At 68.5% G+C, this 24,245-nt stretch carries 22 protein-coding genes; 12 read left to right on the top strand and 10 right to left on the bottom strand.

Annotated features, from left to right (window positions below):
- Positions 1–9 precede the first annotated feature (9 nt).
- Genes FHR72_RS15045 through FHR72_RS15035 form a run of 3 tightly spaced genes read right to left on the bottom strand, consistent with a single transcriptional unit; the run spans position 10 to position 2,236 of the window.
- Positions 10–417: a VOC family protein gene (locus FHR72_RS15045; protein ID WP_183469369.1), complete on the bottom strand. Its 408-nt coding sequence runs from the start codon at positions 415–417 to the stop codon at positions 10–12.
- A 31-nt stretch (positions 418–448) separates the two neighbouring features.
- A complete protein-coding gene (locus FHR72_RS15040) occupies positions 449–1,006 on the bottom strand; it encodes an SMI1/KNR4 family protein (protein ID WP_183469367.1) in 558 nt (185 codons plus the stop codon).
- 48 nt (positions 1,007–1,054) lie between these two features.
- The gene (locus tag FHR72_RS15035) at positions 1,055–2,236 is read right to left on the bottom strand and encodes an NAD(P)/FAD-dependent oxidoreductase (RefSeq protein ID WP_183469365.1); all 1,182 of its coding nucleotides are present in this window, start codon (positions 2,234–2,236) and stop codon (positions 1,055–1,057) included.
- 152 nt (positions 2,237–2,388) lie between these two features.
- On the opposite strand from FHR72_RS15035, the gene FHR72_RS15030 reads away from it, so the two are divergent.
- Together FHR72_RS15030 and nrdF are read left to right on the top strand one after the other, a co-directional pair.
- Positions 2,389–3,129 (top strand): TetR/AcrR family transcriptional regulator, encoded by a 741-nt coding sequence (locus FHR72_RS15030; RefSeq protein WP_183469363.1) that lies wholly within the window; start codon positions 2,389–2,391, stop codon positions 3,127–3,129.
- Between the two features lie 215 nt (positions 3,130–3,344).
- Positions 3,345–4,307, top strand: a complete 963-nt coding sequence (gene nrdF / locus FHR72_RS15025) for a class 1b ribonucleoside-diphosphate reductase subunit beta (protein WP_221193632.1) — start codon at positions 3,345–3,347, stop codon at positions 4,305–4,307.
- Here nrdF and FHR72_RS15020 read toward each other — a convergent pair.
- The gene (locus FHR72_RS15020) at positions 4,304–5,917 is read right to left on the bottom strand and encodes an FAD-binding protein (RefSeq protein ID WP_183469359.1); all 1,614 of its coding nucleotides are present in this window, start codon (positions 5,915–5,917) and stop codon (positions 4,304–4,306) included. The genes nrdF and FHR72_RS15020 overlap by 4 nt on opposite strands.
- Before the next feature lie 83 nt (positions 5,918–6,000).
- Between FHR72_RS15020 and FHR72_RS15015 the strand changes: the two genes are divergently transcribed.
- Complete coding sequence (locus FHR72_RS15015; protein ID WP_311736148.1) at positions 6,001–6,600, top strand: TetR/AcrR family transcriptional regulator; 600 nt, start codon at positions 6,001–6,003, stop codon at positions 6,598–6,600.
- On the opposite strand, the gene FHR72_RS15010 is transcribed toward FHR72_RS15015, so the two are convergent.
- Positions 6,592–8,802 carry a PAS domain-containing protein gene (locus FHR72_RS15010; RefSeq protein ID WP_311736147.1) on the bottom strand — a complete coding sequence of 737 codons (2,211 nt, stop codon included), beginning with the start codon at positions 8,800–8,802 and terminating at the stop codon, positions 6,592–6,594. The two genes, FHR72_RS15015 and FHR72_RS15010, sit on opposite strands and share 9 nt — an antisense overlap.
- A gap of 72 nt (positions 8,803–8,874) precedes the next feature.
- On the opposite strand from FHR72_RS15010, the gene FHR72_RS15005 reads away from it, so the two are divergent.
- On the top strand, positions 8,875–9,228 hold the full coding sequence (locus FHR72_RS15005) for a response regulator (RefSeq protein ID WP_183469357.1): 354 nt from the start codon (positions 8,875–8,877) through the stop codon (positions 9,226–9,228).
- On the opposite strand, the gene FHR72_RS15000 is transcribed toward FHR72_RS15005, so the two are convergent.
- Entirely contained in the window at positions 9,225–9,878 is a 654-nt protein-coding gene (locus FHR72_RS15000) for a response regulator (protein ID WP_183469355.1), read from the bottom strand. The genes FHR72_RS15005 and FHR72_RS15000 overlap by 4 nt on opposite strands.
- A gap of 127 nt (positions 9,879–10,005) precedes the next feature.
- On the opposite strand from FHR72_RS15000, the gene FHR72_RS14995 reads away from it, so the two are divergent.
- From FHR72_RS14995 to FHR72_RS14985, 3 genes are read left to right on the top strand one after another with little or no spacing between them, the layout of a single operon-like run.
- The gene (locus FHR72_RS14995) at positions 10,006–12,168 is read left to right on the top strand and encodes a xanthine dehydrogenase family protein molybdopterin-binding subunit (RefSeq protein ID WP_183469353.1); all 2,163 of its coding nucleotides are present in this window, start codon (positions 10,006–10,008) and stop codon (positions 12,166–12,168) included.
- Positions 12,165–12,698, top strand: a complete 534-nt coding sequence (locus tag FHR72_RS14990) for a (2Fe-2S)-binding protein (protein ID WP_183469351.1) — start codon at positions 12,165–12,167, stop codon at positions 12,696–12,698. The genes FHR72_RS14995 and FHR72_RS14990 overlap by 4 nt, the downstream gene beginning before the upstream one ends.
- Positions 12,695–13,675, top strand: a complete 981-nt coding sequence (locus tag FHR72_RS14985; RefSeq protein ID WP_183469349.1) for an FAD binding domain-containing protein — start codon at positions 12,695–12,697, stop codon at positions 13,673–13,675. Before FHR72_RS14990 ends, FHR72_RS14985 begins: the two co-directional genes overlap by 4 nt.
- A 77-nt stretch (positions 13,676–13,752) precedes the next feature.
- Here the strand turns inward: FHR72_RS14985 and FHR72_RS14980 are convergent, their stop codons facing one another.
- The 3 genes from FHR72_RS14980 to FHR72_RS14970 form a co-directional block, all read right to left on the bottom strand.
- Positions 13,753–15,333: an APC family permease gene (locus tag FHR72_RS14980; protein WP_183469347.1), complete on the bottom strand. Its 1,581-nt coding sequence runs from the start codon at positions 15,331–15,333 to the stop codon at positions 13,753–13,755.
- Positions 15,334–15,563: 230 nt separating this feature from the next.
- Positions 15,564–16,610 carry an NAD(P)-dependent alcohol dehydrogenase gene (locus tag FHR72_RS14975; RefSeq protein WP_183469345.1) on the bottom strand — a complete coding sequence of 349 codons (1,047 nt, stop codon included), beginning with the start codon at positions 16,608–16,610 and terminating at the stop codon, positions 15,564–15,566.
- Between the two features lie 173 nt (positions 16,611–16,783).
- Positions 16,784–17,911: an iron-siderophore ABC transporter substrate-binding protein gene (locus FHR72_RS14970; protein ID WP_183469343.1), complete on the bottom strand. Its 1,128-nt coding sequence runs from the start codon at positions 17,909–17,911 to the stop codon at positions 16,784–16,786.
- Positions 17,912–18,117: 206 nt separating this feature from the next.
- Here FHR72_RS14970 and ctaD point away from each other — a divergent pair, with 206 nt between their 5' ends.
- Positions 18,118–19,860 carry an aa3-type cytochrome oxidase subunit I gene (gene ctaD / locus FHR72_RS14965; RefSeq protein WP_183469341.1) on the top strand — a complete coding sequence of 581 codons (1,743 nt, stop codon included), beginning with the start codon at positions 18,118–18,120 and terminating at the stop codon, positions 19,858–19,860.
- Between the two features lie 39 nt (positions 19,861–19,899).
- On the top strand, positions 19,900–21,147 hold the full coding sequence (gene serB / locus FHR72_RS14960; protein WP_183469339.1) for a phosphoserine phosphatase SerB: 1,248 nt from the start codon (positions 19,900–19,902) through the stop codon (positions 21,145–21,147).
- Between the two features lie 66 nt (positions 21,148–21,213).
- Here the strand turns inward: serB and yczR are convergent, their stop codons facing one another.
- Entirely contained in the window at positions 21,214–22,656 is a 1,443-nt protein-coding gene (yczR, locus tag FHR72_RS14955; RefSeq protein ID WP_183469337.1) for a MocR-like transcription factor YczR, read from the bottom strand.
- Positions 22,657–22,718: 62 nt separating this feature from the next.
- On the opposite strand from yczR, the gene FHR72_RS14950 reads away from it, so the two are divergent.
- The 3 genes from FHR72_RS14950 to FHR72_RS14940 all read left to right on the top strand — a co-directional run bounded on the left by FHR72_RS14950 (position 22,719) and on the right by FHR72_RS14940 (position 24,241).
- On the top strand, positions 22,719–22,874 hold the full coding sequence (locus FHR72_RS14950; protein WP_183469701.1) for a hypothetical protein: 156 nt from the start codon (positions 22,719–22,721) through the stop codon (positions 22,872–22,874).
- A 121-nt stretch (positions 22,875–22,995) separates the two neighbouring features.
- Complete coding sequence (yczE, locus tag FHR72_RS14945) at positions 22,996–23,667, top strand: membrane protein YczE (RefSeq protein ID WP_260156051.1); 672 nt, start codon at positions 22,996–22,998, stop codon at positions 23,665–23,667.
- Positions 23,576–24,241: a nucleoside/nucleotide kinase family protein gene (locus tag FHR72_RS14940; protein ID WP_183469333.1), complete on the top strand. Its 666-nt coding sequence runs from the start codon at positions 23,576–23,578 to the stop codon at positions 24,239–24,241. The genes yczE and FHR72_RS14940 overlap by 92 nt, the downstream gene beginning before the upstream one ends.
- Positions 24,242–24,245: the final 4 nt, after the last annotated feature.

The raw sequence follows: 24,245 nt of genomic DNA, 5'->3' as shown, positions 1-24,245 counted from the left end.
CGACGTTACTCACCAGTCACCGGGTTGGCCGGGCAGATACGTGCCGATCGACCATTGCCGTCCCTCGGGATCGAGAAGCTCGAGGCGGAAGTTCCCCCACGGTGTCGTCTCCGGCGCGACCAGGATGGTCGCGTCGTGCGCCACCGCCCGGCCGTGGATGTCGAGGACGTCGGCCTCGTCGACCACGACGTAGAGACCGGACCCCACGCAGTCGCCCCGAGGTGCCGGCACCTCGTAGCCGCGGTCGTCGCGCTGCACGCACACGACGGCATCCCCGCGCGTCAGCTCGGCGTGGGCCAGGCGCCCGTCGTCGCGGAATTCGCGCACGATCGAGAAGCCGAGCACCTCGCAGATCCACCCCGCGAGGGCGTCAGGGTCGCGGTAACAGATGAACGCCGTCAGGTGGCCCGTGGTCATGCCCCCAGGTCTACCGGTAGGGGACGACAGATCAGGACACGAGGTCCGACCAGAACTCCACGGTGGGAGTCGCGGCCGCGGCGGCCCCGGCCGTGCTGTCGACGAATTCGGCCAGGTCGGCGGCACGGACGGTCACCTCGGCCTGGACGACCGACAGCACCGGGTGACCGAACGACCCGCGACCGGACGGCAGATAGTGGTGCCCGCACACCGGAATCAGGTGCGGAACCCGCTCCATCTGGTAGCGCGCGCTGCGCAGCGCATCTTTCATCTTCGCGGGACGCCTGCCCCACCCGTCATGCCAGAACTGCTTCCACTCCACGCTGAAGACGATGCCGTCGACGGGCAGCTGCACACGTTTGGCCAGGCTGCGGCGGCCTTCACCCCGCCAGTCGGGCCATTGGCCGCCGACGGGGAGACCGGCTGCCAGGAAGGCGCGGTGGTCGTCGGCGAACTCGAACCCGAATTCGCTTTCCACACCGGCGATGTCGTCGTCGGACAACCCCGGCTCGATGGTGACCGAGCCGAGGGCTGCCAGGCGTTCGGCGGCCGCGAGGCCGAGCTGCGTGCCGCGAGCGTGCAGGTTCATACGCTCCTCACGGTGTGTGGCCTGGGGCACCGCACCTTCGGCGGAGCGTCAGAAGCTGTGCTGCGGGCCCTGCGCCTTCTTGTACAGCGCCTTGAGCATGCGGTCGCGGAACGCGGCCTTGTCGATCAACTTCACGCCGGCGTCGGCCAGCTTCGGCTGCCCGATCAGCTTGTGCATGTAGCGGCCACGCTTGTACTCCCGGCCCCACGCCGCTTCCATCCGCTGCGCGTAGTTGGTGAAGTCGTCGGGCCCGCCGTTGGTCAGCGCCGCGACCGCGCATTCGCCTGCGGCCAAACCGGATTCGAGGGCCTTGGAGATGCCCGCACCCGACGCCGGCTTGCCCGCGCCCAGCGAGTCGCCGGTGAACAGGACGCCGGGGCGCCATGGCGGCCACGCCGTGAAGCCCATCGGCAGTCGCCATGCCCGGACGCTCTTGTTCTTCTTGAGCTCCTCGATGGGCGGCAGGTCCCACTCGCGCGGCAGCGTGCGCAGGAAGTCGCCGAGGAACTGCGTGGCGTTGATCGACTGCCAATTCTTGTAGCTGTTGACGTAGCCCAACCCGATGTTGAAGATGCCGTTGCCCATCGGGAACACCCAGCCGTAGCCGGGCAGCTGGTCGCCTTCGAACATCAGCTTGAGGTAGATGTCCAAGGAGTCGGAGTCCGCGCGGTTCGCCGGCATCTCGGAGCGGATCGCGATCGCCGAGTAGCCGTTGTACTCCGAGTCGATCTTGAGCGCCCGCTTGATGGGGGAGTAGGCGCCGTCGGCGGCGATCACCGCGTCGCCGTAGACCTTCTCGCCGCCCTTGAGGACCACGCCGATCACCCGGCCGTTGGCGTCGAACTCCGGCCCGGCGACCTCCGCGCCCTGACGGATCTCGGCGCCTGCGCCCTCGGCGTGCTTGAGCAGGACGGTGTCGAGGTGCTCGCGGCTCACGGTGTGACCGTGGTCGGGCATACCGGGACGCTTCGGGAACGACAGTTCCCAGCGGCTCGGGCTGAAGACCGTCACCCGGTTCACCCGGTGGTAGGTGGCGACCTCGTCGGCCAGCCCCATCTTCTGCAGGTAGCTGACCGCGCGCGCGGTCAGACCGTCGCCGCAGGGCTTCGAGCGCGGGAACTGGGCCTTGTCGCAGACCACGACCTTGGCGCCGGTTTGCGCGGCCTGCCATGCGGCGGCGGCGCCTGATGGCCCACCGCCTGCGATGACCACGTCGTATCGCTGCGTCATAGAACTCTCTCGTCGAGCGGATGTCGCAGCGATAGTACCCAAACTGGCGGTAGTCATCGCGGCGAGGGAGTTTGCCGTCACAGACGTGTGAGATACGTCTGCGGGGCGCGGTCTGAGCAGGTCAGCGCCACCTGAGCGGGTACAGTGATCGGGTGCGACGAGGGTCGAGGGCACGCCAGGGCGACGAAGCGGGCGTCAAGGTGGACGCCCGCAGCGAACGCTGGCGCGAACACCGCAAGAAGGTGCGCGCCGAGATCGTCGACGCCGCCTTCCGTGCGATCGACAAGCTGGGGCCCGAGGTGTCGCTGCGCGAGATCGCCGAGGAAGCCGGCACCGCCAAACCCAAGATCTACCGCCACTTCACCGATAAGTCCGACCTGTTCCAGGCGATCGGGCAGCGGATGCGCGACATGCTGTGGGCTGCGATCTTCCCCTCGATCAACGTCTCGACCGATCCCGCGCGGACCGTGGTCCTGCGCGCCGTCGAGCAGTACGTCCGGCTGGTCGACGAGCATCCCAACGTGGTGCGCTTCCTGATGCAGGGCAGGTTCGCCGAACAGAGCGAGTCGGCGATGCGGGCCCTCAACGAGGGTCGCCACATCACCCTCGCCATGGCCGACATGTTCAACAACGAGCTCAAGGACATGGAGCTCGACTACGCAGCGTTCGAACTGGCCGGCTTCGCCACCTTCGGCGCCGCCGCGTCGGCCACCGACTGGTGGCTGGGCTCCGATCACGACAGCCCCCGCCGGCTGCCGTCGACGAAATTCGTCGACTACCTGACCACGATCATGGTGGGCTCCATCAACGGCACCTGTGAGGTGCTCGGCATCAGGATCGACCCGGACCTCCCACTCCACGAGGGCGTCAAACGCCGCGAACAGGTCGCCTGAGCCGGGAGCGGCTCAGCACGGGTGCGACAGTGCGTCCAGCGCGCGAAACGGCGCCGGAAATCGATCTGGATGCACTCTCGGCGCGACACGTCGAACACAAGATGTCGTGTTGCGGTCGTGCGCGCGGCACCAGGGGTAGTGTCGATTCCACCGGCCCGGTTGGGTCTGGTATCACAACTTTCCGCAGGTGAAGAGGGGTACTCGTGAGCGATGGCATGAAACTGATCGACCGTGTCTCGGCCATCAACTGGAACCGCCTGCAGGACGACAAGGACGCCGAGGTGTGGGACCGCCTCACCGGCAATTTCTGGCTCCCCGAGAAGGTGCCGGTGTCGAACGACATCCCGTCCTGGAACACGCTGACCGCCCACGAGAAGCAGCTGACGATGCGGGTGTTCACCGGCCTCACACTGCTCGACACGATCCAGGGCACCGTCGGTGCGGTGAGCCTGATCCCGGACGCGCTGACCCCCCACGAGGAAGCGGTCTACACCAACATCGCGTTCATGGAGTCGGTGCACGCGCGCAGCTACTCCAACATCTTCTCGACGCTGTGCTCCACCTCGGATATCGACGATGCGTTCCGCTGGTCGGAGGAGAACCCGAACCTGCAGCGCAAGGCCGAGATCGTCATGCAGTACTACAAGGGTGACGAGCCGCTCAAGCGCAAGGTGGCCTCGACGCTGCTGGAGAGCTTCCTCTTCTACTCTGGGTTCTACCTGCCGATGTACTGGTCCAGCCGCGCCAAGCTCACCAACACCGCCGACATGATCCGGCTGATCATCCGCGACGAGGCGGTACACGGCTACTACATCGGCTACAAGTTCCAGCGCGGTCTGGCGCTCGAGAGCGAGGCCACGCGCCAGGAGCTCAAGGACTACACCTACGAGCTTCTCTTCGAGTTGTACGACAACGAGGTCGAGTACACACAGGACCTGTACGACGAGGTCGGCCTCACCGAAGACGTCAAGAAGTTCCTGCGCTACAACGCCAACAAGGCGCTGATGAACCTCGGCTACGAAGCGCTGTTCCCGCGGGACGAGACGGACGTGAACCCGGCGATCCTGTCCGCGCTGAGCCCCAACGCCGACGAGAACCACGACTTCTTCTCCGGCTCGGGGTCGAGCTACGTCATCGGTAAGGCCGTCAACACCGAAGACGAGGACTGGGACTTCTAGGGATCGGTGTGGTGGGTCGAACTCTGCTCCACGACATGCTCGGCGGCACGTCGTCCCGAAAAGACGCAATCCGCCAGAGACAGTCCGCTGACGTAAGAGTTAGCGCAAATGCCGATCGCCGTCCGGCCGGCCGCATACAAGCCTTCGATGGGTTGACGGTCTGCTGTCAGCACGGCGCCGGAGGTCTCGTCGACGACGAGACCTCCGAGGGTGAACATCGGGCACGGATTGATCAGGCTCGGCTTCACGGCGATGGAGATCAGCGAGAAAGGCCCGGCGCCAACCGGCCGCACGAATTCCGCGGGCTTGCCCATCGGGTCGGGCTGTCCGCCTGCCGCCGCGGCGTTGTGGGCTGCTATGGTGCCCCGCAGGCCGCCGGGATCGATGCCTGCCTTGGTCGCGACGAGCTCCACCGTGTCCGCGACGACCCGGTCGAACCGCAACATCGCCTCCATTTGCAGACGCTGAAACCAGATCGCCTGGCGGGGTAGGTCCTTGCGCGCCGTGCGAAGAAGTTCGTCGTCGGCCAGGATCCATGCTCTGCCCTCGTGCTCCTGAACCATCGCATGGCCGACCGCTGCGCCGTAACGCGTCTCGTCGATGAAGCGGTGCCCCGCGGAGTCCACGATGAGCGCGCTGAGAAACGCACTAGGAGGCGTGATGAACCGCCACGCCGACACGTTGTCGAGTCGCGCTGTCGCCGCACCGAGTTCGGCGGCCAACTGCATCCCCGCGCCGTCGTCCCCGGACGTACCCAGCTGCAGGCCGTCCAGGTACGCCGGGGCGTGCTCACCGATGAGTTGACGGTTGGCGATGTAACCGCCTGCGCTCAGGATGACGCCCTTGCGGGCGCGTATGTCGACGGTGCGGGCGTGTCGCTGCTCTATCCGCGCCATGAGCGACTCCATCGCGGCGCGAAGGGGCGGGTAGTAGATGCCGGGTTTGATGGCCAGTGCCGCACATCGCCGATAGCGGGATCGGACATGCGACGGCGCATCGGCCAGGGTGCTGACTCGGACACCCGTCACCCTCCCGCGCTCGTCGACGAGTAATTTCTCTGCCCTGGTGTGGAATTGGGTTCTCACCCCGAGACGTGCGGCGCTGCGGGCGAGTGGCTCGTAGATCTTCTTTCCGGACGCACCGGGCCCCTTCGCCCGGTGGCCACGCTGGGTCGGTGGGGTGACGGCGCGGAACCGACCCGAATTCTCGCTGCCTGAGAAATAAAGGTAGTAGTTGTTGTTCGGAAAGGACGTCTTGTACGGGCATACCGACGCCTCGAACGGGACGCCGTGTCCGGTGAGCCAGTCGATCATCCCCGGACTCGAATCGACGAAGCGACGCAAGGTTTCCGGACGCACGGCATCGCCGATCTCAGCCTGAAGGTAGGCGTACATCGCGTCGTTGCTGTCCTCGATACCCGCCGCGCGCTGAACCCACGTCCCGCCGCCGGCGTAGATGATGCCGCCGGACACCTGGGTGGTCCCGCCGCCGTCGAACCGGTCGACCGCCAGGACGTCTGCACCGCGGGCCCGCGATTCCAGGGCCGCGCAGACCCCGGCGGCGCCGTAACCGACCACCACGACGTCCGCGGACGTTCTCTGCCTCGTCATCCTGCGCCTGTCCGTCGACTTGAACCAAAGGTTTGTACTAACAGTACAAGATTACGGTACAGACGGTCTCGTAGACTGCAGAGGTGGTTGAACAGGGCGGCCGGCAGGTGCCGGCCTCGGTGGCGCAGAAACTCTATGCAGCGACCGATGTGATAGCAGCCCGTGGGCTGGGGAGGACGAAGATCGAGGACATCGCCACAGCGTCCGGGGTTCCGAAAGCCACGCTCTACTACTACTTTTCAGGCAAGGACGAGATTCTGTCGTTTTTGCTAAAGGATTCGCTGGGCGCCCTCGCGCGCGAAGTCGCAACGGCCGCCGACACAGCCGGGTCGGGTCGTGACCGTCTGGCAGCCGTCATCGCGGTGCAGGTCGGTCACACGATGCTGCGGCCCGGCTCGAGTCGGGCCCTCGTCGGAGACCTGGGCCGCGCGATCCGTCTGCCGGAATTGGCGACGGCTGTGAAGCAGGTGTTCTACGAGCCGATCGCCAAGCTGCTCGTCGCTGGCGCGCAGGACGGCTCCCTGCGTAGCGTGGCCGATCCAAACAGTGCCGCAATCAGCATCTTCGGGGCGGTGATGGTCACGGCGATGCTGCACAACGTGGTCGATTCGGACGCATCGGTGAACGACGTTTCCGACGGTGTCATCGACCTCCTGATCAACGGGTTGTTGCCGTCAGCGTGACCCGGTCACCGGGATCGTGGCGCTGATGCTGGTGCCCTCGCCCGGATGGCTGGTCACCGTCAGCTCGCCGGAGAGCGCCTCGACGCGGTCGCGCAGACCCACCAGGCCCGAACCGCCGTCGGCGGAGGCGCCCCCGGATCCGTCGTCGGTGACCGAAAGCCGAAGCAGACCGGGGTCATTCGTGGTGTCGGTCGCGGTGTCCTCGAAGACGACCCGGACCGTCGCGGAGTCGGCGCCGGCGTGTTTGGCCACGTTCGTCAGCGCCTCGGCGACCACGTAGTAGGCCGCCACCTCCACCGGCTCGGGGAGGCGGCGTTCCACCTCGACCTCCAGATCCACCGGGACCGTGGAACGCCGCGCGAGGTTGCGCATCGCCGGTCGCAGGCCGCCGCGCGACAACACCGCTGGGTGCAGACCGCGGGAGAGTTCCTGGAGATCGGAATGCAGTCCGGCCAATCCGTGGACGACCGTCGCCAGCTGCGCGCGCAACTCTTCGTCCTCAGTGGCCGCTTCGGCGGCGCGCAGTTGCAGGCTCAAGGACACGATGCGCTGCTGGGCGCCGTCGTGGAGGTCGCGTTCGAATCCGCGCCGCGCCTCGTCGGCCGCGGCCACGAGGCGCGCCCGGGAGGCCGTGAGCTCGGCACGCGTCTCGGCATTGGCGATGGCCGTGGAGATCAGATCCGCGAAGTCCCCGATGTGGGCCTCGGCCACCTCGGGCAGACCCTGCCGGCCGTGGGACCCCACCGCGAGCACGCCGCGCGTCCTGCCGTCGACGATCAGCGGCGCACCGGCTCCCGTATGGACGCCGATCGCTCGTAGCCGCGACGCGATCTCGCCGGAAGCTGCGTCATAGTCCTCGATGCGCGCCGCTGCGCCCGTGCGCCGCACCCGCTCGCTGACGCTGTCCCCGTCGAGAGTGAAGCGTTCCCCGACGTCCCAGGCCGGCACGTCACCGTTGTTCAGCGCCGCGAGGACGACGCACGACTGGTCGGCCTCGAAGGCCAGCAGCGTCACGTGGTCCACCTCGAGGCTGTGCGCCAATTCGGCGACGGCGCCGCTGTAGACATCGGCCAGCGGTGCACCGCGCGCCACCAGCGTCGCGACCCGGCGCAACGCGGTCTGCTGGGCGCGTGCCGCCCGTACGCGGTCCTGCTCCTGGCGGCGCTCGGTGACGTCGCGGGCGCCGCCGAGCAGAACGCCGTTGTCGTACACGACATTCCACTCCAACCAGCGCACCTCGCCGTCGCGGCGCAGGCACCGGTTCTCGAACTGGGCGGCGCCATCGGTGCGCGGCACCGCGGCCAGCGCCGCTGTCGTCACGTCACGGTCGTCGGGATGGATGAACTGGAGGAGGGGGCGGGCCACCAGCTCGGCGGCCGAATAGCCCAGCGCCCGTTCGAAGGCCGGATTGACGCGGGTGAGGCGGGCCGAACCGTTCTCGCCCGTCCCGATGAAGAGCAGGTCGGTGGCGACGACGAAGAAGCGCTCCAGTTCACGGCGGCTGGCTTCCAGCTCGGCGGTGATCTCCTCCCGGTCGCACGCAGCGGCCAGCAGCGCCTGCAGCGCAGGCACCATGCGGTGCACTCGCCGCACCGACGCGACGGGCAGATCGCGGGGGATGAACAGCATTCCGGTCTCTTCGGACCCGTCGCGCAGCGGGATGGCCAGCTGATCGCCCCGGGCGTCCTTCTCGCCGACGGTCAGCTCGGCGTACGGCAACCCGAGCACGTCGGCGAATCGGCGCCCGGCATCGTCGAGCGCCGGGCCGACCGCGGGGGCGCGCAACATCACGCGCGCCAGGTCGGCCGACAGGTCGGCCTCCCGGCGCCGCTGTTCGGCCTCGGCGGCGCGCAACCGTGCTTGCCCCACAAGGGCGTTGGTGAGGAACGCCAGGGTCAGGAAAATCGCGAGGGCCGGAGCCAGACTGTCGCGGCCCTCCAGATGCAGATACGCATACACCGCTGCACTGGCCAGGGACGTGGCGATGGAGAGGCCGAAACCCCAGCCCGCCGACACCACCAGCACGCCGAGCAGCAGCAGCGCACCGAACGCGTTCTCGGGGGCGATCCGCTTCAGTGCGAAGACCGCCATCACCTCGGCGACCAGGAAACCGACCGCGACGACGATGCCGAGGCTCAGGGGCCGCGCAGGGGAGCGCACCACCTGCTCCAGGAAACGGGCAGGCACAGATTGCCAGGTCACCGGCCGATGGTAGACCCCAGGATTACCGGTAACAGGAATGCCAACGGCAGCGACGCCTGACAAGCTCGAGTCATGAATGGTCCGCGCTGCTTGATCGTCGATGACAGTGCCGACTTCCGCGACGCCGCCCGCGCCATGCTCGAACGTGGCGGCATCGAGGTGGTCGGCACGGCGTGCGACGGCACCGAGGCGATGCGGCGAGCCGAAGAGCTGCACCCCGACGTCGCCCTGGTCGATGTCGACCTCGGCACCGAGAGCGGGTTCGACGTGGCCGAGCTGCTGCGCGGTGTGCCGGTGATCCTCACCTCCACCCATGACGAGCAGGACTTCGCCGACCTCATCGCCGCGAGCCCCGCCCTGGGCTTCGTGCCGAAGCTGGCGTTGTCGCCGGGCGCGGTGAGGCAGCTGTTGGAGGAACGGCCCTAGCGGGTTTCGAGATACATGATCACCGCGCGGACGCGGCGGTGGTCGTCACCCGTCTCCGGCAGGTTGAGTTTGGTCAGGATGCTGCGCACGTGCTTTTCCACCGTGCCTTCGGTGACCCACAACCGCCGGCCGATGCCTGCATTCGACAGGCCCTCCGCCATCAGCGTCAGCACCTCGTGCTCGCGGGTGCTCAGTGCGGCGAGTGGATCGTCGCGCTTACGTGCCGAGACCAGCTCGGCCACCAGCGCGGGGTCCACGACCGAGGCGCCCTTGGCGATCCGCTGCAGCGTGTCGACGAAGTCGGAGACGTCGGTCACGCGCGTCTTCAACAGGTAGCCGATGGCGTGACCGCCGGCCAGCAGTTCCATCGCGTGGTCGACGTCGACGTGGGCCGACAGCACCACGATGCCCACACCCGGGAACTCGGTGCGGATCACCCGCGCGGCATCGAGACCCTCGCTGGTGTGCGACGGCGGCATGCGGATGTCGACCAGTGCCAGGTCGGGCTGCTGCTCACGCACCAGGGTCAGCAGGCCCTCGCCGTCGCCGGCCTGGCCGGCGATCTCGAAGCCCGAGCGCTCCAACAGGCTCGCCAGACCTTCGCGCAACAGCACGTCGTCGTCGGCGACGACCACCCTCAGGGCGCACATAGCGACACATTGTCGCATCGACGGCCCATCTCAGCAGCGGTGACGGCGCGGATTGGGTGCTAGCGGTAACGGCGGACTACGGCCAGCATCGACGACGGCGCCCCCGATCACGGCGAAGCTTGACGTCATGAGCACCTGGGTCGGGCGTCCCGTCGATCGTGTCGAAGGCCTCGACAAAGTGACGGGGCGCGCGCTGTACACCGCCGACACCCCGGCGCCGGCGGTGCGCTACGCCGCGCTGGTGCAGTCACCCATCGCCCGCGGCCGTGTGACGGCGCAATCCGTGGCGACAGCCGCCGCGTCCGCGGCCTCCTCTCCCGGTGTGGAGTATGTGCTCACGCCGCTGAACTGCCCGCCGCTGCACCCACTTCCGAAGGACCTGACCTGGGACCTGCCCATGGAGCGGCGTCCGCCGCTGTCGGACCTCACCGTCCAGCATGTCGGTCAGCACATGGCCCTGGTGGTGGCGGACTCTCCCGAGAACGCCGCGCAGGCCGCGGATTCGATGGTCTTCGACTATCGCGAGGAGCGCGCCGCACTGTGCGCCGCGGAGGTCCTCGCCCAGCCGCAGGGCGACGAGCCCCCCGACGCGGTCGTCCGGCACGGGGCCTACCGACCGGACCACTTCGTGAAGCTGGACGACGAGAAGCTGCAGGACCACCGCGGACCCCGCGCCGAGCCGCCCGGCACCAAGGTGGAGGCGACGTACCGGACCACGGTCAACACCCACTATCCGATCGAGCTGTCGGCGACGATCGCGCAGTGGGACGGTGACCACCTCACGGTGCACGACAGCACGCGCTGGATCACGGGTGAACGACGCGCTCTCGCCGCGTATCTCGGCCTTCCCGAGGACCACGTCAGGATCGTCTCGCCTCTGGTGGGTGGAGCGTTCGGCGCCAAGAGCTTCCTCTGGATGCATGTGGTGCTGTGCGCGGTCGCGGCCCGCGCGGTGGGGCACCCCGTCAAGCTGGTGCTCACCCGCCGGCAGATGTACACCTCGACCGGGCACCGGCCCCGCACCGAGCAGCGCGTCGCGCTGATCGCCGACTCCACGGGCCACCTCGCCAGCACCGAGCAGCACACCCTGACCGAGACGTCGACCGTGGCCCATTTCTGCGAACCGGCGGGTCTGTCCGCCCGTGTCCTCTACCGGTCGCCGCGGATGGCGGTGACCCACACGGTGGCCCGGATCAACGCCCCGACACCGTGTTTCATGCGTGGGCCGGGGGAGGCGCCCGGCCTGTTCGCCCTCGAGGTGGCCATGGACGAGCTCGCCTGCGCGCTCGGGCGGGATCCGCTGTCGCTGCGCACGGAGAACATGGCCGAGGGTGACCAGACCAACGGGCGGCCCTGGTCGGCGTCCCATCTGGCCGAGTGCTACGCCGTGGGCGCACAGCGCTTCGGTTGGGGCGGGCGACCGGTGGCCCCTCGGAGCCTGCAGCGCAACGGGATTCGGATCGGGTGGGGGATGGCGACGGCCACCTACCCCGGCCGCCGCATGGCTGCCGGGTGCCGGGTCGAGACAGGGGTCGACGGGCACGTCCGATTCAGCGCCGCCACCCACGAGATCGGCACCGGGGTGCGCACGGTCATGACACAACTCGCGGCCGACACGACGGGCCTGCCGATGTCGCGGGTGAGCTTTCTCTCCGGTGACTCACGATTCGCCGCCGCGCCTTACAGCGGTGCTTCGCAGACCACCGCGACGGTGGGGTCGGCGGTGTTTGAAGCCGCGAAGGAATGGACCCGCCGCCTCGGGGGCCGGGCGCCGCTGGGGACCCGGGTGTCACCGGAGTTGGCCGCTGAACTGACGTTCACCGTCGCCAGTGGCGGAGCGCCCGACAGTGGACCGGTGTCCCAGTCGTTCGGCGCGCACTTCTGCGAAGTCGAAGTCGACGAGGAGATCGGACGCGCGAGCGTCACCCGCTGGGTGGCGGTCATGGACTGCGGCCGCGTGCTCAACCCGAAGCTGGCCGCCAACCAGGTGATGGGCGGCATCACTTTCGGCGTCGGGATGGCGCTGATGGAGCAGGTGCCCCACGACCCGCGCACCGGTCAGCCGCTCGGCGAGTACTACGTGCCCACACACGCCGACCGGCCCGCGTTCGACATCACGTTCGTGGAGGGGGCCGACGCCGCCCTCGACCCGATCGGCGTCCGCGGCATCGGCGAGATCGGCACCTGCGGGGTGCCCGCCGCCATCGCCAACGCCGTTCACCACGCGACCGGAAAACGGCTGCGAGAGCTGCCGATCACCCTCGAAGCCCTCCTGGAGGAACAGCCGTGACCGCACCCGCCCACCGGATTTGCCTGACCGTCAACGGTATCGACCGCGAGACCCCCGCGGACGTCCGCTCGACCCTGCTCGATGTGTTGCGCGAGCGCTGGGGCCTGACCGGCACCAAGAAGGGATGCGACCACGGACTGTGCGGTGCCTGCACCGTGCATGTCGACGGCGAACGCGTGCTGAGCTGCCTGACGTTGGCCGTCTCGGTCGACGGCGCCGAGGTGCACACCGTCGAGGGCCTCGCCGACGGCGACGAGCTGGATCCGCTGCAGCGGGCGTTCGTCGACAAGGACGCGTTCCAGTGCGGCTACTGCACACCCGGGCAGCTGTGCTCGGCGCGGGCCCTGCTGACCGAGCACGCACGCGGCGACCTGTCGGCGGCATCCTTCGACGACGACACGGTCCGCCATGCCGGGCAGGACGCGTTGTCGGACAACGAGATCCGCGAGCGCATGGCGGGCAATATCTGCCGGTGCGGCGCCTACGCCAACATCGTCGCAGCCATCACCGCGGTGCACGAGGCGTCATGAAGACCTTCGACTACCACCGGGCGACCACGGTCGGCGACGCCATCGAACACGCCTCGGCGGGGGCACGTTTCTACGCGGGTGGAACGAACCTGCTCGACCTGATGAAATCCGGCGTCGAGTCTCCGGACGCCCTCGTCGATGTCGGCCGACTCGGCCTCGGCCGGGTGGAAGAGACCGCCGACGGCGGCATCCTGATCGGCTCGGGCGTCACCAACACCGCGGCCGCGAACCACCCCCTGGTGCGCACCCGGTATCCCGTGCTGTCCCAGGCGATCCTGTCGGGTGCGACCACACAGATCCGCAACATGGCGACGGTGGGCGGGAACCTCATGCAGCGCACCCGCTGTCCGTACTTCATGGACCCCGCCGCAGGTCGATGCAACAAGCGGGCCCCGGGATCCGGCTGCGCAGCCCGTGAGGGCTTCAGCCGCGAACACGCCGTGTTCGGGACCAGCCTGCCCTGCGTCGCCGTGCACCCGTCCGACATGGCCGTGGCGCTCGCCGCCCTCGATGCCGTGGTCCATGTCGAGGGTGGCGCCGGACAACGGGCGATCCCCCTGCGCGAGTTCTACCTTCTGCCCGGCGCACATCCGGAACGGGACACCACCGTCGAGGCCGGGGAGCTGATCACCAGGATCGAGCTGCCCGCGACCCCGTACGGCCGGCACAGCTGGTACCTCAAGGTGCGCGACCGGCACAGCTACGCCTTCGCCCTGGTCTCCGTTGCGGCCTGCCTGCACGTTCGCGACGGCGTCATCGCCGCGGCCGCGGTGGCGGTCGGCGGTGTGGCGGCCACCCCGTGGCGGGTCCCCGCCGCGGAGGCGGCCCTGGTGGGCCGCGTTCCCGACCGTGCGGTGTTCGCCGACGCGGCCGAGGCGCTGGTGCACGGTGCAGCACCGTTGAGCCAGAACGGATTCAAGGTGATGCTGATGAAGAACAGCGTGGTGCGCGCACTGTCGCAGGCCGCCCGCCGCTGAGACGCCGAGTGCGCGGTTCCCGACGGCGGCGGAAAATGGCGTCAGGAACCGTGCACTCGCGGCAGTCGCAGGGACCGTCAGCCGCGCTCGTGGCTGTCCTCCATCACCGTGCGTCCGATTTCGGCGTAGACCTGCGGCCTGGTGTGCCGCAGCCACAGCGCGTATCCGAGCCCGATCAGGAACACTGCCGCGATGAAGAACGGCGCGTTCTTGAACACCAGGGAGTCGGCGGCGTATCCAGCTGCGAACGCGCGGTTGTCCCAGAGCAGCCACACCACGTATGCCATCGCCACCGCACCCAGCAGCGGGCAGATCAGCGTGGTCACGATATTGCCGCGGTGCGTCTTTCGCACCCAGAAGTACCAGATGACCGCGACGGAGCAGATCGCCTGGACGAGCAGGATCGCCGCGGTGCCGATCAGCGCCAGGATGCCGTAGATGTTCGTGTACGGCACCAGCGCCGGGGTGTCCACCGGCACGCCGTCGGCGCCGGGCACCTGAACCGCGGTGAAGGCGAAGAACGCGACGACGATGGCCAGCGTGATGACGCTCTGCACCGCAGAGGCGATATAGGGCGAACCGTGTCGGGGGTGCGCGGCGCCGAGCGTGGATTTCACCTTCGCCGAGGGAATCTCGCGACCCAGGGCGAACAGGTATCGCGACGCGGCGTTGTGGAACGCCAGCGCGCAGGCGAACGACCCGATGACGAGGAGAATCTTGTACACGTCGAGCAGGACACCGCCGAGATTGGACTCCACCAGGTTGAAGAACAGGTCGAGCGGGGACGCGCTGATGGATGCATCCACCGACGTCTTGGCGCCGTTGCCCGCCAACACCATCGCCGAGATGAACGTGTAGAACAGGCCGAGGCCGATGACCGCGATGAGGGTCGCCCGGGGGATGATCTTCTTGGGGTTGCGCGATTCCTCGCCGTAGACGGCCGTGGTCTCGAATCCCACCCAGGACCAGAACGCGAAGAACAAGCCGATCGCCATCGAGCCGGCGGCGGCCGCGGTGCCGAAGGCGCCTTCGGGCAGGCTCGTGAACGCGTTGTGCAGCAGCACCGTCTTGTCCAGCATGAAGCCGTCGGGACCGCCGCCCCCGGCGATCACCGTGAGCGCCAGGGCGAGCAGGATCAGGACCTCCGAGACCAGGGTGACGCCGAGGATCGCCGCGGTGAGGCTGATGTGGAAGTGGCACAGCGCGCCGATGACCACGATCGCGCCGATGGCGAACGCCAGCCACGGAACATCAACTCCGACAATGGTGTTTACCGCGTCGTTGGCGAAGTAGGCGCACCCGCCGATGAGTGAACCCTCGAAGACGACGTAGGCGAAGGTCGCGAGGAATCCACTGGCCATTCCCCAGACCTGGCCGAGGCCGTGGGAGATGAACCCGTAGAAGGCGCCCGTGGTCGTGATGTGTTTGGCCATCGCGACATAACCGAGCGCGAACAGGGTCAGCGCGATCGTCGCGAACAGGAATCCCGCCGGTGCGCCGAGGCCGTTGCCGAAGCCCACCGCGATCGGCACGTTGCCCGTCATCGCGGTGATCGGCGCCGCATTGGCGACAGCCATGAAGATGACGGCGACCATGCCGATCGCACCCTTTTTCAAGCCCGCGGGCGCCGGCTCGACGGCTGCGGATTCTGTGGCCATAACGGTTCTCCCGCTTCGGAATGCAGTGTGAGGAGCCTGCGGCACTGCAGACCGAGGAAGCGTTGCACTGTATAGACCACTCGACAACTCGGGTAATGCACTGTTAACACCAGGTCGGGGAAGGCGCCGGCCGGCCCATCGCCGCGAGCTGTGTCAGAGCCCGCCCCCGGGGCCGGAAATGCATTCGGCCCGCACCCTTTCCGGGTGCGGGCCGTGCAGGTCGGTCATTGTCAGCGCAATGACTGCGTGTCGATGACGAATCGGTAGCGGACGTCGCTGGCCAGCACCCGCTCGTAGGCCTCGTTGATGTAATCGGGTGCGATGACCTCGATCTCGGGTGCGACGCCGTGTTCGGCGCAGAAATTCAGCATCTCCTGGGTCTCGGCGATACCGCCGATCAGCGAACCGGCGATGCTGCGCCGGCCGAAGATCAGCGAACCCGCCGGAACCTCCATGGGGTGTTCGGGCATGCCCAGTTCGACGAGCGTGCCGTCGAGCTTGAGGAGCTTGAGGTAGTCGTCCAGATTCAGGTTGGCCGACACGGTGTTCAGGATGAGGTCGAAGCGGCCGCGCAGCTCTTTGAACGTCTCGCGGTCGCTCGTGGCGCGGTACTCGGTGGCACCGAGTCGCAGGCCGTCCTCCATCTTCTTCAGCGACTGGCTCAGCACCGTCACCTCGGCGCCCATCGCCACGGCGATCTTCACCGCGAGATGGCCCAGACCACCGAGCCCGATGACCGCGACCTTCTTACCCGGGCCCGCGTTCCAGTGGTGCAGCGGCGAGTACGTGGTGATGCCCGCGCACAGCAGAGGTGCCGCCTCGTCGAGCGAGATGGACTCGGGGATGGAGAGGACGTAGTTCTCGTCGACGACGATCGCGCCGCTGTATCCACCCTGGGTGGGCTCGCCGTCGCGTCCCACGCCGTTGTAGGTGCCGACCATTCCGCCGCCGGTGCAGTACTGCTCCTCACCGGCCCGGCAGGCCTCGCACTCGCGGCACGAGTCGACGAAACAGCCGACGCCGACGCGGTCGCCGACGGCGAACTTCGTCACCTCGGAGCCGACCTCGGTGACGATGCCCGCGATCTCGTGCCCCGGCACGATCGGGTACTGCACACCACCCCACTCCTCACGGACCGTGTGGATGTCGGAGTGGCAGATGCCGGCGAAGTGGATGTCGAAAGCGACGTCGTGCGGTCCGACCTCGCGGCGGGTGATGGTGGTCTTCGTCAGCGGTTCGGTGGCCGACGTGGCCGCATAAGCGGTAACAGTGCTCATCAGATCCTCTTGTTCTACGCGTTGTCTGCACGGGGCGCTCGCCTGATTCCGGCAACGCTTCCGGTACGTGCCGCCTCGATGCGGCTCAATCCGTTCCCAACGGCCCGCCGGCCCGCGTTAGTCCCGAATCTGCCTGTGATCTCGGATCGGGGGCGGCGGCCAGACGGTGACGGTCAGTTGATGGGAGCGTTGACCCATCGTAGGTCGGCAAGCACGCCGCGGGCGGCGACGATGCCCTCTCCTGTTTGCCACACCTCGTTGTTCACCGCGAACACCCGGCTGTCGCGGGTCGCCGACAACCGCTTCCAGGCATCGCTCTCCATCACCTCGGGGGCCCGTTCGCGCGCTTCGGCTGTGGCGAAGGACACGTACACGATGTCGCCGTCGGCGTCGGAGAAATCGGGGGAGTCGCCGAGGTCGGTGTCGGTGATACCCACCTCGACATACGGCTTGTCGGAGAACCGCTGGGCGGCGGGCCGGTCGACGCCGACGTCGGCGAGGATGCCGCCGGCGAAGTTGTCGACGCCGAAGATCCGCATCGTGGTGTCGGTGAACTGCACCACCGACGCCTGGAAGTGGGTCGCGTCGTTCTCCGCGCCCGTCTTGTCGGCGGCACGCGCGAAATCGTCGATCAGGGCGTTGGCGGCCTGCAGCCGGCCCGTCGCGGCCCCCACCGTCCGCAGGTTGTCCTTCCAGGCCGCGCCGGGCGGCCCGCCGAAGACGGTGGGCGCGATCTCCGACAGCGCCGGGTGCTCGTCGGGGGTCAGGGACACCGACCCCAGGATCAGGTCGGGTCCGGCGTCGCGGATCGCCGCCAGGTCGGGATCGGTGCGGCTGCCGACGCCGGGCAGCCCGTGCACGACGGCGCCGAGATAGGACGGCTGCACCTCGGAGCCGTCGGGAAGTGCGGCGGCGACGATGCGCCCCTGCAACCCGAGTGCGCACAGCGCATCGAGCTGGTCGCCGGACAGCACGACGATCCGCTGCGGGTCGGCGGGCACGACCGTCATCTCGGGAACGGGAGGGGAGACGCCGTGGCCCGTCGCGTTGGGCACCTCGCGCTCCGGCGGCCCGTCGTCGAGCCGCGCGGGCTCGGCCGCACACGACTCGTCGGGCCTGCGGTCGTTTCCGAGCACACCGGCGTTGGCGATGCGGGTCGTGCTCGTGGCGGGCGTTCCGGACGGTCCGGACGCCGGGGTCCGCTCGGACGTACCGCATCCGTTGAGGCCGACCACCGCGACCGCGGCGCCGACCGCGGCCAGCCCGATCCAGCGGCCCGTCCGCGCTCCGGTCACCAGCACGCGCAGACGGTAACATCAGGCTGCTCCGAGGCAGGTCAGCGCGCGTGGTCCGGCGGTGTCGGCGCGTCAGAGAAACGAAATACGACCGTTTGTAGGACCTCCCCGGCCGTCGGTGTTCCGGGGAGTTAGGATTCATATCGGACCGTCGGCCTGCCGGCCGTCCGATCCGGGTACCCGGGTAGTGATACGGAAGGTTGGAGGACCAGTTGGTAGCCGAAGCGCCCCCAATCGGAGAACTTGAGGCCAGGCGTCCCTTCCCGGCGCGGATCGGTCCCAAGGGGAATCTGATCTACAGGCTGATCACCACCACCGATCACAAGCTGATCGGCATCATGTACTGCGTCGCGTGCTTCGCGTTCTTCCTCATCGGCGGGTTGATGGCGCTGTTCATCCGCACCGAGCTCGCCGCCCCGGGGCTGCAGTTCCTGTCGAACGAGCAGTACAACCAGCTGTTCACCATGCACGGCACGGTGATGCTGCTGTTCTACGCCACCCCGATCGTGTTCGGGTTCGCCAACCTGGTGCTGCCGCTGCAGATCGGCGCCCCCGACGTCGCGTTCCCGCGTCTGAACGCGTTCTCGTTCTGGCTGTTCCTGTTCGGCGCGCTGATCGCGACCGCCGGCTTCATCACCCCCGGCGGCGCCGCCGACTTCGGCTGGACCGCCTACTCGCCGCTGACCGACGCGATCCACTCGCCCGGTGCGGGCGCTGACCTGTGGATCATGGGCCTGGCCGTGGGTGGTCTCGGCACCATCCTCGGTGGCGTCAACATGATCACGACCGTGGTCTGCATGCGCGCCCCCGGCATGACGATGTTCCGGATGCCGATCTTCACCTGGAACATTCTGGTGACGTCGATCCTGGTGCTGCTGGCCTTCCCGCTGCTGACCGCGGCGCTCTTCGGTCTGGCCGCCGACCGCCACCTCGGCGCGCACGTGTACGACCCGGCGAACGGCGGTGTGCTGCTCTGGCAGCACCTGTTCTGGTTCTTCGGCCACCCCGAGGTGTACATCATCGCGTTGCCGTTCTTCGGCATCGTCTCGGAGATCTTCCCGGTCTTCAGCCGCAAACCGATCTTCGGCTACACCACGCTGATCTACGCGACGCTGGGTATCGCGGCGCTGTCCGTGGCGGTGTGGGCCCACCACATGTACGCCACAGGCGCTGTGCTGCTGCCGTTCTTCTCGTTCATGACGTTCCTGATCGCCGTCCCGACCGGCATCAAGTTCTTCAACTGGATCGGCACGATGTGGAAGGGGCAGTTGACGTTCGAGACACCGATGCTGTTCTCGATCGGCTTCATCGTGACCTTCCTGCTCGGTGGCCTGTCCGGTGTGCTGCTGGCCAGCCCGCCGCTGGACTTCCACGTCACCGACAGCTACTTCGTCATCGCGCACTTCCACTACGTGCTCTTCGGCACCATCGTGTTCGCCACCTATGCGGGCATCTACTTCTGGTTCCCGAAGATGACGGGCCGGCTGCTCGACGAGCGCCTGGGCAAGCTGCACTTCTGGCTGACGTTCATCGGCTTCCACACCACGTTCCTGGTGCAGCACTGGCTGGGTGACGAAGGCATGCCGCGCCGCTACGCCGACTACCTGGAGTCCGACGGCTTCACCACGCTGAACGTGGTCTCCACCATCGGCGCGTTCATCCTCGGCCTGTCGACGCTGCCGTTCCTGTGGAACGTGTTCAAGAGCTGGCGTTACGGCGAGGTGGTCACGGTCGACGATCCGTGGGGCTACGGCAACTCCCTGGAGTGGGCCACCAGCTGCCCGCCGCCGCGGCACAACTTCACCGAGCTGCCCCGGATCCGTTCGGAGCGTCCGGCGTTCGAGTTGCACTACCCGCACATGATCGAGCGGATGCGTCGTGAAGCCCACGTCGGTCGTGCCCACGGCCCCGAGGACGGCGACGTCACGCGCAACGAAGAGAACGTCCGCACCTGACGGTGATCACACGCGACACTCGGGGGTGAGCGCTCGTCCGTGACTGAACCTTTCGGCTCTTCACGCAACCGTGCCTCCCTCCTGATCACCGTCACCGGTCGCGACCAACCGGGCGTCACCTCGGCCCTGTTCGAGGTGCTGTCCCGCCACAATGTCGACCTGCTGAACGTCGAACAGGTGGTCATCCGCGGCCGGCTCACCCTCGGTGTCCTGGTCGCCGCGACCGACGATGTCGCGTCGGGCACCGAGTTCCACGCGGCCGTCGAGCACGCCATCCACGGGGTGGGCCTCGACGTGACCATCGAGCGCAGCGACGGGCTGCCGGTGATGCAGGTGCCGTCGACGCACACCATCGTGGTGCTGGGACGGCCCATCACCGCGGAGGCGTTCACCGTCGTCGCCCGGGAGGTGGCCGCGCTCGGGGTCAACATCGACTTCATCCGCGGCGTGTCCGACTACCCGGTCACCGGCCTCGAGCTGCGGGTGTCGGCGCCGGCGGGGGTGCACGCCGAGCTGCAGGCCGTGCTGGCCAGGGTCGGCGTCGCCGAGGGCGTGGACATCGCGGTCGAGGACTACACACTGACGCGGCGGGCCAAGCGGCTCATCGTCTTCGACGTCGACTCCACGCTGATCCAGGGTGAGGTCATCGAGATGCTCGCCGCCCACGCCGGGGCAGAGGCCGCGGTCGCCGAGGTCACCGAGGCGGCCATGCGTGGCGAACTCGATTTCGCGGAGTCTCTGCACCGCCGGGTGGCCACCCTCGCCGGTCTGCCCGCCGAGGTCGTCGACGAGGTCGCCGACCAGCTCGAGCTGACGCCGGGTGCCCGGACCACGATTCGCACGCTGCGGCGGCTCGGCTACCACTGCGGCGTCGTCTCGGGTGGCTTCCGCCAGGTCATCCAGCCGCTGGCCGAGGAACTGATGCTCGACTACGTTGCGGCCAACCACCTAGAGATCGTCGACGGCAAGCTGACCGGCAGGGTCATCGGGCCCGTCATCGACCGGCCCGCGAAAGCCAAGGCGCTGCGCGACTTCGCGGCCCAGGTCGGGGTGCCGATGGAGCAGACCGTGGCGGTCGGCGACGGTGCCAACGACATCGACATGCTGTGCGCGGCCGGGCTCGGGGTGGCGTTCAACGCCAAACCTGCGCTGCGCGAGGTGGCGGACGCGTCGCTGAGCCACCCCTACCTGGACACCGTGCTGTTCCTGCTGGGCATCACCCGCGGGGAGATCGAGGCCGCCGACGCCCTCGACGGCGTGGTCCGCCGGGTCGACATCCCCGACTGAACCGGGATTTCGGTGTAGTTGGTCACTCTGACGTTGACCGGCGGCACCGAAATCGCTGGGGGTGCGTCAGACCACGACCGTCGTCGGCTCGGGCGCCGACAGCCCGGTGACGGTGCGCCACGCGCGCGCGAGGAGTTCGATGGCTTCGACGAGCTGCTCGTCGGGCAGTGTGTACGGCACCCTGATGAAGCGCTCCAGCGTGCCGTCGACCCCGAAGCGCGGGCCGGGTGGGATCTCCAGCCCCATCCGCGATGCGGCGGCAGAGAGCGCCGAGCTCATCGGTGCGGGCAACCGGACCCACAGCGACATCCCGCCCTTCCCGGGCACCGGCTGCCAGTCGGGGAGATGCTGGGCGAGCAGTCGCAGCAGCAGCGCCCGTCGCGACCGCAGGATATCTCGGCGTTCCGGCAGTACCTCGTCTTCAGCGGCCAAAAGTGTTGCCGCAGCCAGCTGTTCGAGGATGGGTGTGCCCATGTCCACAGCGGGGCGCAGCGCGGCGATCGTGGCCAGGGTGCTGCGGTCGGCCCTGATCCACCCGATGCGCAGCCCGCCCCAGAACGATTTCGACATCGACCCGACGGTCATCACGAGGTCGCGGCGCGCCGTGACGACCGAGGCCAGCGGCGGGGGGACCTCTGCGTCGAGCCACATGTCGGTGATGGTCTCGTCGATGATCGTGCGGGTCCGCGTGTCACCGATGATGTGCGCCAACCGTTTCCGGTCGGCGACCGGCATGGTCATCCCGGTGGGGTTGTGGTTGTCGGGGATCAGATAGGCCAGGCTCGGGGCCAGTTGGCGCACCGCCGCCTCGACGGCGTCGAGTTCCCAGCCGTCGGGGGCCAGCGCGACGGGGACCGGCCGTAGACCGCGCGTGGCCATGGCGGCCAGCACACCGTGATAGGTCGGCTGTTCGACGAGAACCCGGTCGTCGGGCTGGGTGTAGGTGGCCAGGATGAGACCGATCGCGTGCAACGCTCCCGTCGTCACCATGATCTCGTCGGGATCGGTGGGAAGCCCACGCGCGCAATATCTTTCGGCGATCGCCGCGCGAAGGGGCGCCACGCCGCTCAGCTCGATGCCGATGTCGTGCAGGTACGGCGTCACCTGTTCGGCCGCGTCGGCGAACGCCCGTGCCGCGATGGCCGCCGGCGCGGCCAGGGTGGCCGCTGACAGGTTGGCCGCCGCGACGGTCACGCGGCTCGGCGCCGGCGGCTCCACAGGGAGCGCCGTGGTGCTGCGAGCCCCACGGCGGGCGTTGAGATAGCCGTCGTCGCGCAGCTGGGTGTAGGCCGCCGTGACGGTGGTGCGGGACACCCGCAGCACCTCGGCGAGAGCCCGTTCGCTGGGCAGCCGGGCGCCGACCGGGACGCGGCCGTCGATGATCAGCAGCCGGATCGCGTCCGCGAGACCGTGGTAGGCGGGCCCGCTGCGACTGGATGTGCGCCAGTTGCCCAGCTCACGTGCCAGGAGGTCCACATCGAGCGATCTGGTAGCCAGTGCCTCAGTCATTAGGGCCAGTATTGTCCAACTGGCTATTGATCAGCAAGCCAGTTGCGCAAGATCATGGCCACATGACCCACTGGATATCTCGACTGGCCCACCGGTTGGCCGATTTGTACTACATGCCGCCCATGGGCGGCGGAATGCTCGACGAGCGGGACGCGGACGCCCGACGGGTCCGCAGCGAACTGGATGCCATCAGGATGCACTTCCCGGATCACGCCTAGCATGACGAACGTGGGAGGCGGAACGAGTCCGGCCGGGAGATCCGGCCGGGCGCCGAGGGTCGGCAGGGGGGCGTTACGGGCGACCGCGCTGCTCGTCGGACTCTGTGGCTACGGCACTTCGATGGCGATGATGGTGCGCGCCGGTCTCGGGCTGGACCCGTGGGACGTCTTCCACCAGGGTCTCGCGCTGCAGACCGGCATGACGATCGGCACGGCCTCCGCGGTCGTCGGCGTCGCGGTGCTGCTGGCCTGGATCCCGCTGCGCAACAGGCCCGGAATCGGCACGATCGCCAACGTCATCGTCATCGCGGTCACCGTCGACGTCGCCCTGTTGCTCATCCCCGCCCCGACGTCGCTGCCGGTACGCATCGCGCTGATGGTCGCCGCGGTGGTGTGCAATGCGATCAGCACGGTGCTCTACATCGGCGCCGGTCTCGGCCCCGGGCCGCGGGACGGCCTGATGACGGGTCTGGTGGTTCGCACCGGGAGGTCGGTTCGCCTGGTGCGCACCACGATCGAGGTCACCGTCCTTCTGGTCGGGTGGCTGCTCGGCGGCACCGTCGGGGTCGGCACCCTGCTGTATGCGCTCGGGATCGGTCCGCTGGTCCAGCTGTTCGTCCGCGTGACTCCTCGCAGGGTGCTCGCGGTGAGCGGGTGGGCCCGGGTGGAATCGGCGCACCGCGCGGTCGATGATGTCAGGGATGAGCAGCCCCCCGGTGTCGGATTCGCTGACGGCCCAGGCGATCGCGCTGGGCGAGAGAACGCAGCGTGCGGTCCTGGGCATAGCGGGTAGCCCCGGCGCCGGGAAGTCGACGCTGGCCGACGCCCTGCTGGCGGACATCGCGGCCCGCCGCGGACCGGAATGGGCCGCCCATGTGCCGATGGACGGCTTTCACCTCGCCGATGCGCAACTGCAGCGCCTGGGGCTGCTGGACCGCAAGGGGGCGCCGGAGACCTTCGATCCCGACGGCTATGCCCACCTGCTGACCCGGGTCCGCCATCACGCCGGTGCCGACGTCTACGCCCCCGGCTTCGACCGCGCGCTCGAACAGCCGCTGGCGGCCGCGCTGGTCGTGCCGGCCACCGCGCGACTCGTCATCACCGAAGGCAACTACCTGCTGCTCGACCGGCCGCCGTGGCGCGCGGCGCGGCGGGCCATGGACCAGGTGTGGTTCGTGACCTCCGACGAGCAGACCCGCATCGACCGGCTCGTCGCCCGCCACGTCGCGTTCGGCAAGACCGATGACGCGGCGAGGTCGTGGGTGGGCGGGGTCGACGGACCGAACGCCGAACTGGTCTCGGCGACCGCCGGGGCCGCCGACCGCGTCGTGGTCAACGGTGCGCGCGGCTGGGCGTTTTCGGCCTGATTAC

The organism is Mycolicibacterium iranicum (assembly GCF_014190915.1).
GTDB lineage: Bacteria > Actinomycetota > Actinomycetes > Mycobacteriales > Mycobacteriaceae > Mycobacterium > Mycobacterium iranicum_B.
Note: the sequence above shows the minus strand (reverse complement) of the source record. Positions and strands in the feature narration are given on the sequence as shown.

Coding starts and splice junctions, on each gene's coding strand:
- FHR72_RS15045 (WP_183469369.1), bottom strand. CDS start 417: ATGACCACGGGCCACCTGACGGCGTTCATCTGTTACCGCGACCCTGAC.
- FHR72_RS15040 (WP_183469367.1), bottom strand. CDS start 1,006: ATGAACCTGCACGCTCGCGGCACGCAGCTCGGCCTCGCGGCCGCCGAA.
- FHR72_RS15035 (WP_183469365.1), bottom strand. CDS start 2,236: ATGACGCAGCGATACGACGTGGTCATCGCAGGCGGTGGGCCATCAGGC.
- nrdF (WP_221193632.1), top strand. CDS start 3,345: ATGAAACTGATCGACCGTGTCTCGGCCATCAACTGGAACCGCCTGCAG.
- FHR72_RS15020 (WP_183469359.1), bottom strand. CDS start 5,917: ATGACGAGGCAGAGAACGTCCGCGGACGTCGTGGTGGTCGGTTACGGC.
- FHR72_RS15005 (WP_183469357.1), top strand. CDS start 8,875: ATGAATGGTCCGCGCTGCTTGATCGTCGATGACAGTGCCGACTTCCGC.
- FHR72_RS15000 (WP_183469355.1), bottom strand. CDS start 9,878: ATGTGCGCCCTGAGGGTGGTCGTCGCCGACGACGACGTGCTGTTGCGC.
- FHR72_RS14995 (WP_183469353.1), top strand. CDS start 10,006: ATGAGCACCTGGGTCGGGCGTCCCGTCGATCGTGTCGAAGGCCTCGAC.
- FHR72_RS14985 (WP_183469349.1), top strand. CDS start 12,695: ATGAAGACCTTCGACTACCACCGGGCGACCACGGTCGGCGACGCCATC.
- FHR72_RS14980 (WP_183469347.1), bottom strand. CDS start 15,333: ATGGCCACAGAATCCGCAGCCGTCGAGCCGGCGCCCGCGGGCTTGAAA.
- FHR72_RS14975 (WP_183469345.1), bottom strand. CDS start 16,610: ATGAGCACTGTTACCGCTTATGCGGCCACGTCGGCCACCGAACCGCTG.
- yczR (WP_183469337.1), bottom strand. CDS start 22,656: ATGACTGAGGCACTGGCTACCAGATCGCTCGATGTGGACCTCCTGGCA.
- FHR72_RS14950 (WP_183469701.1), top strand. CDS start 22,719: ATGACCCACTGGATATCTCGACTGGCCCACCGGTTGGCCGATTTGTAC.
- yczE (WP_260156051.1), top strand. CDS start 22,996: ATGGCGATGATGGTGCGCGCCGGTCTCGGGCTGGACCCGTGGGACGTC.
- FHR72_RS14940 (WP_183469333.1), top strand. CDS start 23,576: ATGAGCAGCCCCCCGGTGTCGGATTCGCTGACGGCCCAGGCGATCGCG.